9 protein-coding genes and 1 tRNA gene are annotated in these 13050 nt (G+C 34.8%); 5 read left to right on the top strand and 5 right to left on the bottom strand.

Annotated features, from left to right (window positions below):
* Window positions 1-2: 2 nt before the first annotated feature.
* A complete protein-coding gene (locus tag EG342_RS20620) occupies window positions 3-2243 on the bottom strand; it encodes a CocE/NonD family hydrolase (RefSeq protein WP_103292835.1) in 2241 nt (746 codons plus the stop codon).
* A gap of 251 nt (window positions 2244-2494) precedes the next feature.
* Here EG342_RS20620 and EG342_RS20615 point away from each other — a divergent pair, with 251 nt between their 5' ends.
* The 4 genes from EG342_RS20615 to EG342_RS20600 all read left to right on the top strand — a co-directional run bounded on the left by EG342_RS20615 (window position 2495) and on the right by EG342_RS20600 (window position 7901).
* Window positions 2495-5458, top strand: coding sequence for a tetratricopeptide repeat protein (locus EG342_RS20615; protein WP_103292834.1), 2964 nt, complete (start codon window positions 2495-2497; stop codon window positions 5456-5458).
* A 2-nt stretch (window positions 5459-5460) separates the two neighbouring features.
* A complete protein-coding gene (locus EG342_RS20610; protein WP_103292833.1) occupies window positions 5461-5952 on the top strand; it encodes a hypothetical protein in 492 nt (163 codons plus the stop codon).
* A gap of 34 nt (window positions 5953-5986) precedes the next feature.
* Complete coding sequence (locus EG342_RS20605) at window positions 5987-7753, top strand: TonB-dependent receptor (protein ID WP_103292863.1); 1767 nt, start codon at window positions 5987-5989, stop codon at window positions 7751-7753.
* A 74-nt stretch (window positions 7754-7827) separates the two neighbouring features.
* A tRNA-Arg gene (locus tag EG342_RS20600) sits at window positions 7828-7901 on the top strand.
* Window positions 7902-8052: 151 nt separating this feature from the next.
* On the opposite strand, the gene EG342_RS25540 is transcribed toward EG342_RS20600, so the two are convergent.
* The 4 genes from EG342_RS25540 to xth all read right to left on the bottom strand — a co-directional run bounded on the left by EG342_RS25540 (window position 8053) and on the right by xth (window position 11126).
* Window positions 8053-8337: a zinc metalloprotease gene (locus EG342_RS25540; protein WP_246008671.1), complete on the bottom strand. Its 285-nt coding sequence runs from the start codon at window positions 8335-8337 to the stop codon at window positions 8053-8055.
* 64 nt (window positions 8338-8401) lie between these two features.
* Entirely contained in the window at window positions 8402-8887 is a 486-nt protein-coding gene (locus EG342_RS25535) for a zinc metalloprotease (RefSeq protein WP_246008670.1), read from the bottom strand.
* A gap of 859 nt (window positions 8888-9746) precedes the next feature.
* Window positions 9747-10232: a hypothetical protein gene (locus tag EG342_RS20590; RefSeq protein WP_103292832.1), complete on the bottom strand. Its 486-nt coding sequence runs from the start codon at window positions 10230-10232 to the stop codon at window positions 9747-9749.
* Between the two features lie 117 nt (window positions 10233-10349).
* Window positions 10350-11126, bottom strand: coding sequence for an exodeoxyribonuclease III (gene xth, locus EG342_RS20585; RefSeq protein ID WP_103292831.1), 777 nt, complete (start codon window positions 11124-11126; stop codon window positions 10350-10352).
* A 484-nt stretch (window positions 11127-11610) separates the two neighbouring features.
* Between xth and EG342_RS20580 the strand changes: the two genes are divergently transcribed.
* The gene (locus EG342_RS20580; protein ID WP_103292830.1) at window positions 11611-12993 is read left to right on the top strand and encodes a T9SS type A sorting domain-containing protein; all 1383 of its coding nucleotides are present in this window, start codon (window positions 11611-11613) and stop codon (window positions 12991-12993) included.
* The last annotated feature ends 57 nt before the right edge of the window (window positions 12994-13050 follow it).

The raw sequence follows: 13050 nt of genomic DNA, 5'->3' as shown, positions 1-13050 counted from the left end.
GTTTAATCCTTATAAACAGGTATTTCCACATAGCTGTCATTATACCATTTTATTTCAAGCGGTTCTCCGGAATCCTTTATGGTTTCATCACTTACATCCTTTCCACTTCCATAATTGATCTGCCAGTTGGGACTTTTATTCACACCGACTAATAACAATAATTTACTTCCTTTTTCTATTTTTTTACTCATGAAAAATGAATTGTTAATAGGAATTTGTTCGACCTCATTTGGTTTAAGAAGCTTACGGTTAATATTATTCTTTGCATAGCTTGCTCTTACCATATGAGTGGATAATAAAAAGGACTTTCCATCCGGTTGGATCTGATATAAATAAGTATCAGTGTCAAAATCCTTTTTATTAATAGAAACAGTAAAGAATCCTGCCGGATTTCCACTGATGATAAGATCTTTATCCAAAACCTCACTCTCAAAATATATTGAATTCGTAGTTTTTATACTGTCTTTTTTACTGACTTTATAGTAGGTGTCTTTGGTATTTCTGTCTTTAAAATCCACTGTTTGTCTTGTGAAACTTTTGGTTGGAGGCTTATTAAAAACAGAAGAATTATTTTTTCTGTCCTGAAGATAAAACCTAAGAGTGGAAGTATGCATTTTATCCAGTTCAGGAACATGTTTCCAGGTATTAGTATTCATCACCTGAAAATTCACTTTATCTTTTAAAATGTCCGGTTTTTTTCCACCTTTCAAAATATAATCAAACCATGAAAAAGCCAGTTCGTCAATACTTATTCTTGCCACCGGGTCTATAGGATTACCATTCACATAGGTAAAGCCGTAACTTTGTGCTCCCCCGTGATTGTAAGGGCCTATGACAAGGTAATGATCTGCATTTTTATTGTATTTAAGATGCTGCTTGTAATAATAAAGAGCTCCTATCTGATCATCATCGTAATATCCTGTGGTTGTTAGAATAGGGATGTTTATCTTTGAGAAATCCTCTTTGTAAGGAACCATTTTCTGCCAGTACTGATCATAGCCCGGATGATCCAGCCATCGCTGAAATATCTTACTTGGCTTGCCACTTATTGAATCCAATGCTCTGAATGATTTTCCACTCTTGTACCAGGCGGTGTTGATAGAGTCCCATTTTACAGCATTGCTAAAATCCGCTTCGTCAGTTAATTTATTATTGGTTACATACTGAATCCATTGCAGCATATAACTCATGAATATATTATTTTGTGCTGGATAATCGATGCCAATACCAACTGCGACCTGAGGAACAATTGTTTTCAGTGCCGGGTGCAACTTTTTTACCGCTGCCCATTGGCTGAAACCGAGATAACTTCCACCGATCATGCCGACTTTTCCGTTGCTCCATGGTTGTTTGCTTACCCAGTCTATCACTTCATAGATATCTTGTGACTCGTGTTCAAAAGGATTGTTTACATCATTGCTGTTTCTTTTACCCCGGGTATTGACAATGGCTCCTACATAATTGTAAATGGCAGCTCTTTTTCCAAAGTACTCATCAAAAGGACCGGCATAAATGTTATTGGTCAGAATAACAGGAAGAGGAGATGTATTCTTTCTTTTTCGGACAATCGTAATCGTTAGAGTATTTCCATTTTTTGTTTTAAGATCTTTGGTCTCCGTGATAAAGTCTTCCTTATCTTTTGAGGCCAGCAACTGCATAATTTGAGGCTTAATGCTTGAATAGGTCTTAGTATTTAAATAAGCTTTACACAACGCCAAGGCAGATTTGTAATCAATACTGTCCTTGTCTTTTTGTTTCTCAAGAACTTTTGCTAATGTTTTTCTATATTCCCTTACATCCCCATCCACGATGAGAGGTACTCTGGTTTTCAATGAAGGAGAGAGACTTTCATATTTTTTATCAAATGCTGTTTGCAGAGCTTTGTTAAATGGTAGATTACCTGCTTTTTCAGCCATTTTAGCCAAGCTGTAAAATTCATAGCCAATGAATTTATTATCCCCCATATTATGATCAGCGAATAAATTACGGTATTCAGATAGAGTAGTGATTGATTTCTGATAATCTGTGGCTACCATTTGTAAACGGAAAAGGTTATCGAAAAAGTCAATATTCTTCTCCGGTTTATTCTTTGCAGACTGGAGTTGGGGAATGACCTGAAGTGCAAGTCCCGGCATTTGTTTTTCCAAAATCATAGAGTCTGTGACTGCTGTTTTTGGAAAGTAAAACTTTTGAGCCTGCATCAGGTTTACAAAAATTAATGCTAAAAGTATCTTAAATTTCATGGTATCGTATGTTAATGGTATGTTTTTAGCTGCTGTTGAAAAAGTATTAGATTGAAAAATATTGAATCAATACTCAAATTTGTTTAAATTTTATCAGACTAAAGTAAGAATTTTTATCAAGCAATGGTGAAATGGTTTCATTATTGTTAAATTGATATTTTAAAACTATTAAATCTGCTAAAACTTGCTTAAACAATAAGTTTTTAATATTTTCGTTAACTTATGTAGACTAATTTTCTTATACAAGAAGAATGAAATCAAAAAAAATACTTTTAGCGGCTGCGGTCATCTACTTCGGAATCTCCGATGCTCAACAGTCTCAATATTTTACACAGAAAGAAAATTATAGATTCAATCTAGCTGAAAATCTTTATCAGACTAAAATATACAACGCCTCCCAATACGAATACGCAAGACAATATTTCTACAATCAGAATTTGTCACGTTCGAAAAAGGAGGCGGCGCAGTTTTTTGATAATGTGATTGGAGTGATTCTTCAAAAAAACCATGCTGAAGAAGGATTAACGGCTTTTATAAAAGAATATCCGAATTCTGCCTATTTTGCTCAGGCTAATCTTCCGTTGGCGGATTATTATCTGGCTAAAAAGGATTTTGACAAAGCTTTGGAAACTTTGAAAAAGGTAAACCAATATCAGCTTTCAAAAGAGGAGAATACACAATATATTCTAAAGTTGGGGTATGCTAAATTCATGACCGGAGATTCTAAAGGAGCAATTGACGCACTTGAAGAAGCCTATAAATCGGCAGATCAGTCTCAGAAAGGAGAAATCGCTTATATGCTGGGGCATTTGTACTACAGCAACAGGCAGAATGATAAAGCTTTCCAGTACTTTGATTCAATTAAAGATCAGGATAAATTCTCGAAGCTAGTTCGTCCGTATTATGTACAGATGTACTACAACGATAAGAATTATGATAAAGCTATTTCGGAAGGAAATGCATTATTGAACGAAAATATTTCGGAGTCTTATAAAGCTGAAGTTCATAAAATCATTGGGGAAAGTTATTTCATGAAAAATGATTATAACTCGGCTTATCCCCATTTAAAAGATTATCTGAATGTACAGCAAAATCCTTCTGAAAACGATTTGTATGAGATAGGATTCGTGGCAGCACAGTTGAAAAAATATGATGAGGCGGTTTCTTATTACAATCAGATCATCAATAGCAATTCAGCTTTAGCACAGAATGCGTATTACCAATTAGGAAATGCATATCTGGCCGTTGATAAAAAGCAGGAAGCTCTTTCCGCATTCCGTTCTTCTTACCAGATGGATTATGATGCCAAAGTGAAAAAACTGGCTCATGAGCAATATGCCAAGCTAAGTTATGATATCGGTAACCCATTTGAAAGTCCGTCGGGAGTTATTCAAAGTTATATCAATGAAAATCAGAACGGAGCAAATGCTTCGGAAATGAGATCTTTATTGGTGAAATCCTACCTGTATTCAGGAAACTATAAGGAAACCCTCAATGCGATTGACAGATTGCAAAGCTCAACTCCTGAGATCAACAAAGTGGATCAGGAAGTTTCTTATTTACTAGGAACAGAAGAGTTCAACAAAGGAAATTATGATGAAGCCGAGAAGTATTTCTTACGAAGTCTTGCTTTCAATATCAATAAAGAATTTAACAGCAGAGCTTTATACTGGCTTGCTCAGGTATATTACCAAAAAGGAAATTACCCGTCTGCGATTGTCCGTTACGAAAAACTTGTTAATGAGACTTTCCCTGAAAAACAACAGTTGCCCTATGATTTAGGATATGCTTATTTTAAATCTAAAAAATTCGATCAGGCTGAAACCTATTTCAAGCAATACCTTACCAATCCGAAACCTGAGTTTAAAAATGATGCTGAACTTCGTTTGGCAGATATTCATTATGCGAACAATGACCTGAATGAAGCAATTGCCATTTACGATAAAAATCAGGATGCTACAGATTATACCGTATATCAAAAAGCAATGGCTTTAGGATTTAAAGGAGATACACAAGCCAAGATTACCAACTTAAAAAATCTTTTAACTAAATATCCTGATTCTGAGTATTATGATGATGCACAGTATGAAATAGGAACTGCCTATGCGGCTCAGGATGATTTTGCCAATTCCAATGATTATTTCGGAAAAGTGATCAAAACATCTTCCGACAAAGATCTGATTGCTAATGCATCGATCTACAGAGCACAGAACTATATTGACCAAAACCAAAATGACAAGGCACTTTCTGAGCTGAAATCTTTGGGTGAGCAATATAAAAATACGGCGTATGCTCAAAAAATTGTTCAGGCTGCAAAACCACTTTTCACAAAGAACGGAGATGTTTCAGGATATGAAACTTTTGCAAGAAATATTGGAGTCAATGTTGATGCCTCAGAAATTGATGAAATCAACCTGTCTACAGGAAAACAATACTTCGCGAAGAAGGACTACAAAAATGCAATTTCATACTACGAGAAATACCTGACACAAAACCCGACAGGGGAAGGATTGTATCAGGCTAAGTATGAATTGGGAGAAAGTTATTATCAAACCAATAATTCAACTAAAGCTTTACTTGTTCTTCAGGAAGTAGCTGGAATTCAGAATGATTACCAGGATGACGCACAAACTCGTTTAGCTCAGATATTCATTGCACAAGGGAATACTACGGAGGCAAAAAAATACCTTGAAGGTATCAGAAACTCCTCCGATATCAGTGTTAAAAACTATGCTAATGTTGAGTTGATGAAATTGTATGCTGATGAAAAGAACTTCTCTGAAGCCGAAAAATTAGCCAATGCCGTAATTGGAAATTCTAAAAACTCGGCAGCTGTAATTGAAACTGCAAAAGTGATCAAAGCGAGAAGTCTGATGAATTCAGGAAAAGATAAAGATGCACAGTCTGCCTATACTTCTCTTGAAAAATCATCCAATACATCGGTAGCTGCAGAGGCAATATATGCTAAAGCTTTTTATCAGAGTAAAGGAAAAGCCTTCAAGTCTTCCAATGAGACGATCTTTAAGCTTGCCAATAATTATGCTTCAGAAGAATATTGGGGTGCAAAAGCTCTGGTATTGATGGCTAAAAACTATATTGGCCTGAAAGATAATTACCAGGCAAGTTATACCTGCGACCAGATCATTGCGAATTATAAGGATTTCCCTGAAATTGTTGCAGAAGCTAAAGAAGTTAAAAAGCAGATTAAGAAATAAAAATGAAAGTGTTTAAAATTGCAATTTGTTCTTTTTTGATCTCTGTTTCACTTTGGAGCTGCGTTCCTGCATATGGAGCCTATCCCAAAGAGTATCGTCATGCTAAAGCCGACTTTCCGAAGCAAAAGGCTTTTGTTTTGAATAAAGAGCTTAAGAAAGAATTTGACATTTTAAAACATTCAGGTATTTATGAAATTGTGGAAGATAGTGCCGGTGCTGCTAAAATAACACTGCATCCGATGCTGACCCGTACTCCTTCATGCGGAAACCCTATGATAGGAAGTATGATCACGGTCGGGTTATTGCCTTCCGGATTTCCATACGATATTTCTTACAGTTATGATGTAGCTGAAAACAGTACAACAAAAAATTATCAATACAAATTACAAGTTTATCAAAGCCTTTGGCTGTTTAATATATTCAGACTTGGGAGAACTTTTTCAAAACAGTCAGGGAAAGCTTTATTAGGCAATTATATTGCTTCCAATAAATAAAACCCGTTATATATTTTTTTCAAATAAAGAAAATATGAACAAGAAAATTCAAATATTATCCATATTATTTTTAGGGGTTTCGCAGTTTGCGTTTTCCCAGATCAAGGAGGAAAAACTGGTTCTTAATAAAAAGAGAGAACCGGAGGTGAAGAAGATCGAGAAGAAGAAGACTTCCGTGGAAACGATTAAAAATTATCCACCGGAAGAGAAGTCTCAGAACCCTGTGAAATATACCATCACAGATGTTCCTGCAGTTTCAGACTTTAAAACTTCAACAATTCAGGGGGAAGATGTAGCTCCGAAATTTGATGGTACCGCCCAGAATAATTATTTTCAGTTTGGAATGGGTAATTATGGTAAAATCTTATTGGACGGAAACATTTCCAAAACTCTTCAAAACAAGATTGAAGTAGGAGGGGATGTTCATGTACTTTCGACTAATGGCCTTAAAAAAGATTACGATTGGAAATCAAAGCAAACATCAGCTGCTTTCAGTGCATTCCTTAATTCTTATGGAGAGAAAGGGAAGTTCAATGTAAACGCTGAATATGGTTTTAATAACTATAATTATTATGGTATTTATGCTTTGCAGCCGTCTGCCGATGTTGATCTGAAGCAGAATGTTAATCAGTTTAAAGTGAATGGATATTATGATTTCTATTCTAATGAAATTTTAAATGATGTAAGGGTAAAATCATCCTTCCTGAAAGATCATTTTGATGCTCAGGAAAATCAGGTTTCGATTTTGGCTAATTTCTCCAAACATGCGGTAGAACTAGGAAAATCAGGGATCAATCTGAATGCTGATTTAGGAGTTGGATTGGATGCGGTAAAAACTGATTTTGCGATCAGAGATAAAAATTCATCTAATTTCTTCAATACGAATCTTACTCCAAAAGTGACTTTCAGAAAAGGAGAATCTTATTTAATGTTAGGATCATCATTCACTTTCCTGAATGCTAAGAATTCCAACATTCAGATGGAGCAAACGAAGAACAATAAAACCTATTGGTTCCCGCAGGCGGAGTTTCAGGTTGCAGCAGCTAAAGAATTTAAATTCTATGGTGGGGTAGACGGTGGTTTGAAACTGAATACCTATGGAGATATGTTACAGACCAATCCTTTTATTCTTTCTGACCAGTTTTTAAAGCCAACAGAGACGAAATATCATTTTTATGTAGGATTGCGAGGTGATATCGACGAAACGGTGAAATATGACTTCTCAGCAGGTTTCGGAAAGATGAAAGATATTATGTTCTTCAAAGGCAACGGACTTTTCGATAATGATTTTACATTAAACCGTTCTCCGTACAATTTTGCCAATACATTCTCTGCTGTGTATGATGATGGAAATGTAAGTGATATCAAAGGAAGTGTGCAATATTTCCCGTTAGCGAATCTGATTTTAGATGGAGAAGTAAGGTTTACGAAGTACAATCTGAAGAATTATGACAATATTTATAACGTTCCGTTGTTCAATGCAAGCATCGGGGCAAAATATACAATGCTTGACAAGAAGTTGTTGTTAGGGTTTAAAGGAATCTTTGCAAGTGACAGAACAACAAACTCTTATATGATCGAAGGTGTTGCTAATCCTAACATGGTTTTCCAGTCTGCGGAGAACACAAATGATAAAGTTGGGGGGTATGCTGATTTAAATCTTTCTGCAGAGTATAAAATTCACAAAAATTTCAGTATTTTCGCACTCGGAAATAATCTTCTAAGCTCAAAATACCAGACGTACAAAGGATATAAAGTCCTGGGCGCTCAGATTCTGGGAGGGGTGAAAATTACATTCTAACCGTAAGTAATAAGTAATTAATAATAAACTATATTTGTATACTTCATTATTAATTACTTATTCTTCATAAAAATGGCTTCGTAGTTCAACTGGATAGAATATCGGATTTCGGCTCCGAGGGTTGGGGGTTCGAACCCCTCCGAAGTCACTTATTGCCCCTTTTCAGGGGCTTTTTTGTTTTTATTATCCTTCACGATAGATCATTGATGACATCTTTTCATTATTTTGAAATATTGTATGAAAAGAAAAAGTCTGCCTTGGCTATACAAGGCAGACAAACATTTAACTAAATTGAGATGTTATTTTGGATAGACTGTTGCAATAAATTGCTTATCTGTAGGAGATAAAACAGTATTACTACCAACGCTGAATCCATTTGTTGTAAGATCCGGACTGATACTATAGTGCATAATTGACTTTGTATCGTAAGCACTATACTGTGTTTGTGCGGTTGAATACTTTTTAAAAAGGTTGTTGTCGATCTTGGCTTTATCCCAATAATTAGGGGCACCTGAGTAGTATGCATATACCTTCGGTTTATCCCATGGGATAGAAGCTAAAGGATTTAGATGCTCATGTATCATGCCAAGTGCATGTCCGAATTCGTGAGTGGCTGTTCTGCTAAATTCCTCATCACTTGTAGAATCATTAAACCATCCAAGGTTTCATTGTTTCTCCGTCAATGGGTCTCGCAAGAGCATCTGTTCCTAAATAGGAATAAGAGCCGGCACCGGATCTAAAGGTGACACGAATCTGTGGCGTTCCACTGGTGATAACCTTAAAGGTGATATTTGCATATTTGGACCATTCCTGAGCATATTGCATCACTTTGTTGCGAACTTTTGTAGTACCTCCATAAAAGCCTACAGTGATAATACTTCCGTTTGGCCATTTTTTATTGGTAATTACAGCTCCTTTTGAGGCCATTCCGGGAATATAACCTTCTCCTGGAAGATAAACATCTTTACACATTTCTGTTTTTTCAAAACCTGCGGGGATATCAGATTGTGGTATGGCGTCTAACTGTGTGAGTCCTTGTTCTGGAGCCTTTTCTTCTACATTGTCATTTGTATTGCAGGCTACCAGAGCAACCGAAATAATTGATCCAAATAGGATCTTCTTGTATAATTCCATAATTGTAGTGTTTTAATTAATGTTTTTTAAATGATAGAAAATATTATAATTTATATTTTTGGATAACGTCTCAAATAGCTAAGCTCTGTTAGCCCCAGATAAAATTTTAGTTTTAAACCTGATTTTAAGTAGTAGTGAAAGATTAGTATCAAGAGTTTTTCCAACCTGTTTTTAAACAGATGTAAAAAACCAGTAGTAATCAAAATAACTACATGAAAATTAAGGGTTAGGGAAATATTGAAATTGTTATGGTAATAAGAAATAAAATGTTTTTTTTCATATCTTAAATATATTTTGGGTGTGTGATTAATAAATTATTGTAGTGATGTGTGAATTATATACTTTCAGTGATATTCAAATGTAAAATAAAAAAATCTTTACACACTTTATTTCTTTTGTAAAATAAGGTTGCAGATAATGTTACTTACGTGCTACATTTAGTTCGAATGCTTTTCCATAGGCACATACCAGTAGTTACAAAGATCTAAGTAGGGTGAAATAGTAAACGGTTTGACGTATGCAAAACGCTCTGAATGATTGTTTAGAATAAAATAAATTGAATTTTGAATACTTTAAGCGTGTGAAAATTGCTGATAATTAACTGTTATTTGAATGCCTTCTAATTTATTCAGAAAGAAATAATAGTTAAAGTAGCTCCGATTTCAATAAATGGGAGAAAATATAATAGATAGAAATAAAATAAACAGTTCGATACCAATTAGCTATAAGCTATATGATATCGAACTGTTTTGATTGTAAAGTTTTTTAATATAGAAAATGAAATTCTAAAGACTTCGTTCTCAGTTTTTCTAAGTGGAATTCTTACCTGGCCTATTCTGTTAAAATAATCTTAACCGATTTATTTTTTAGGTTTCAAAGAAAAATTATCCATATAAACTGCTTGATGTACGCCATTTAGTAAAACTTTCAGACCCAACTGAGAATCTTTTTTCAAAGAAATGGTATATGTTTTTTTGTCTCCTGTAATTTTTGAGGCCTTAGAAATTGAGACATACGATTTTGGATCAGAAGTGTTGTTTACAGAGAAAAGTTCTAATGTTGTTTCTCCTCCATTATCAGAAAGATCCAGAGAAAGAGTATAAGTTCCGGCGCTGATTTTTGGTGTAACCAAATACATATTTTCTCCCGGGTTGGTCATAGAATAAAATATGATTCTTTTGTCACTGGCATAAAGCATTGCTTTTCCTGATTGAGCAGTCCAGCATTTATCCATATCTTTCCAGGTATCAAAGTTTTCGACCAGTATGGATACCGTTTTGCATTGTGCCGTTGCAGTCAGAAATCCTCCCAAAACAGCTATTCCTGTTAGTGCGATTTTTCTCATGTATTATTATTTTATATTGTCAGGTAAAAATAACTAAAAAAGACTGTATCAGAAAGCTATTACTGATAGATAGAGAGGAAAAAACAGACTTTTATTCATTAAAAGTTTCAGTCTTATTTATTTCCTGCCTAATTCAATCCATACCGGAGCATGGTCACTGCTTTTTTCCCATCCACGGACATATTTGTCGACACCTGCGGATTTTAAACCGGATTTGAGGTATGGGCTTAAAAGAATATGATCAAGTCGTATCCCCGCATTACGTTCGTAGGCTTTATAAAGATAATCCCAAAAGGTATAGATTTTCTCATCAGGGTAAAGACTCCGGATCGAATCAATCCAGCCTTTCCTGGTGAGATCCTGAAAAGCTTTCCTCACTTCTGTTCGGTACAAGGCATCATTTTCCCAGCGTTCGGGTTTATAAACATCCTCGGCAGTCGGAATAATATTAAAATCTCCAATAAGAATAGCAGGAAGATCCATATCGATCAATTGTTGGCTGCGTTTCTTCAAACGTTTTATCCAGGATAATTTATACTCAAATTTTTCACCAGGATATGGATTACCGTTAGGGAGATAGAAACAACAGATAACCATTTGATCAATAATGGCTTCAATATATCGGCTTTGTAAGTCATTATTATCTCCGGGTAGAGTTCGCTGCACTTCAGTGATTTCAAGATCTTTTGTTAATATGGCGACGCCATTCCAGCTTTTTTGTCCTTTCCAGATGGCCTGGTAGCCGGCTTCATTAATTTCAGTAATCGGGAAACGTTCCTGAGGAGCCTTTAATTCCTGTAAGCAGACAATGTCAGGTTGAGCTTCTTTCAGCCATCGAAGCAACACAGGTAGTCGTCCGTTTACTCCATTTACATTATAGGTAGCAATTTTCATAAATGATAGATTTGGTAGTTAATAAAGCTTATAAAATAATCTCGTAGAACATAATTGACATCACAACTTGTGCCGTTAATTATTAAATTTTATAATGAATTGAACCGAATATCTATTCTTGTTTTAATTAGTTTCAGATTGAAAAGACTGTAAATAATATTGGTGTATTTTTATTATTAAAAGTTTTTTTAATGAAAAAATCCTTTATTTAAAGAGATTTATTGAATATTTAATTTTTAATTAACGAATTTTAACAAATTAAAATGTTTTAGATCAATTTTTTTGTTACATTTGTTTCACAAAACTAAAACCAAAAAACCAAAAACTCATGAAAAACACTCTACATTCTAATTTTCCGTACACTTAACTATTCTATTTTCACAATAGTTAAGAACTATTATTACTTTATCGAAAAAATAATTACCAGGCAATAGGGTTCGACCTTTTGGGGCTTTTCTTATTGTTATTAAACATCACTATTTATATGAATAAGATCTCCTATAGGAGGATTTTCATGATGGCTATGCTGTCGTGTTCTTTCTCTGCGTATTCCCAGTTGGTTGGATCTGATGTCCAGCTTTGGGAAAAAACAAATTCCAGCTTGCGGGAGGCAACCCGGTGTCCGGATGAGAGCCTGTTAAATTTCCATTGCGGAATCAAGGACAGGCTTCTCAAAAAATATATTAAATACAGCAAAAACAAAAGCCATACGTTGAGCTTGGTTCATACTTCAAAGGAAGATGAGCTCATCTGGAATAATGCTGATAAAAAAGCCTCTTTAAGCAATAATGCTTATGTTAAAGATAAAAATGCAAAGGAACTTAGAAGACGTCCAAGCATTTTTTCTTTTCTGGGAAATGCAGATCAAAAAGAGAAAGTCGACAGTTTGAAGATCAAATTTGAAGATCAGAATCTTTATGAAATGATTTTTTTTACAAGGAAGGCAAAAGCAATGGATCTTAATAAAATCCATTCCTATTTATCCATCAAATATGGAATCTCTTTAGAAAGAGGAAAATATTACGGAAGTGATGCAAAAGTAATCTGGGATCCTGAAAAGCATAAAGATTATAAATACCGTCCCACAGGTCTTGGAAGAGATGACGGAAATGAACTTTATCAGAAGCAATCGACCAACCAGGCAGATTTGTTTCTAACTATAGGAATGAATACTATTGCGAGAACTAATTTCGAAAATTCTACCCAACTTGACAATAATAATTTTGCAATGTGGTCGGATGATAACAAAGGAATGTCTTTAAAAACAGACAGGGACTTAGACGTTTTGGAAAGAAATTGGGAGATCGATTTCATAGGAAATAAGATTCCGAAAACGGATTACATTGTAAGGATTTTAAAAGATGTCGTGAATCCGAAATCGCTTCCCATTGCTTACTGGATGTTACTTAAAAAAGATAATGGAAAGATCCAGCGAATCCCCGGTGTTGAAAATGAAAAATATGTCATATTCAATAAAGTAGATTTTCTTGACGCCTTTGATTCAGGAGAAAAAGCGTACTTTACTTTTGCGGTAGGTCCTAAAGAGCAGAAAGGTAAAGATCCGGATCCGCGATCCATCTCCAATTCCGGAAGTCCACGTGGAGATAAAGACTTGTCACTAGATTTTAGTACCATCAATCTTTATCCAAATCCGGTTAAAAAAGATCAGAATTTTACCATAGTTTTTCCTAAAATGGACAATTTGATTATTTCAATCTATGATGCAGGAGGCAAATTGATAAAGTTGGAAAAAGTGAGCAATTCTGTGGGATCATACAGCAGTCATCTTCCAGTTCAGAGTTCTTATTTGATCAATCTGACCCAAAACGGAAAAATTATAAAAACTTTTAAACTAATCGTAGACTAAGCCTAACCATGAAAATACATATTAACAAAGAGTCTTTTACTAAAAGATCCGTGCTCT

The sequence above is a fragment of the Chryseobacterium lactis genome (genome assembly GCF_003815875.1).
GTDB lineage: Bacteria > Bacteroidota > Bacteroidia > Flavobacteriales > Weeksellaceae > Chryseobacterium > Chryseobacterium lactis.
The sequence above is the reverse complement of the archived record's forward strand: the minus strand, read 5'-3'. Positions and strand labels throughout refer to the sequence as shown.

Coding starts and splice junctions, on each gene's coding strand:
- xth (WP_103292831.1), bottom strand. CDS start 11,126: ATGAAAATTGCTACCTATAATGTAAATGGAGTAAACGGACGACTACCT.
- EG342_RS20580 (WP_103292830.1), top strand. CDS start 11,611: ATGAATAAGATCTCCTATAGGAGGATTTTCATGATGGCTATGCTGTCG.
- EG342_RS20620 (WP_103292835.1), bottom strand. CDS start 2,243: ATGAAATTTAAGATACTTTTAGCATTAATTTTTGTAAACCTGATGCAG.
- EG342_RS25535 (WP_246008670.1), bottom strand. CDS start 8,887: ATGGAATTATACAAGAAGATCCTATTTGGATCAATTATTTCGGTTGCT.
- EG342_RS25540 (WP_246008671.1), bottom strand. CDS start 8,337: ATGATACATGAGCATCTAAATCCTTTAGCTTCTATCCCATGGGATAAA.
- EG342_RS20590 (WP_103292832.1), bottom strand. CDS start 10,232: ATGAGAAAAATCGCACTAACAGGAATAGCTGTTTTGGGAGGATTTCTG.
- EG342_RS20605 (WP_103292863.1), top strand. CDS start 5,987: ATGAACAAGAAAATTCAAATATTATCCATATTATTTTTAGGGGTTTCG.
- EG342_RS20610 (WP_103292833.1), top strand. CDS start 5,461: ATGAAAGTGTTTAAAATTGCAATTTGTTCTTTTTTGATCTCTGTTTCA.
- EG342_RS20615 (WP_103292834.1), top strand. CDS start 2,495: ATGAAATCAAAAAAAATACTTTTAGCGGCTGCGGTCATCTACTTCGGA.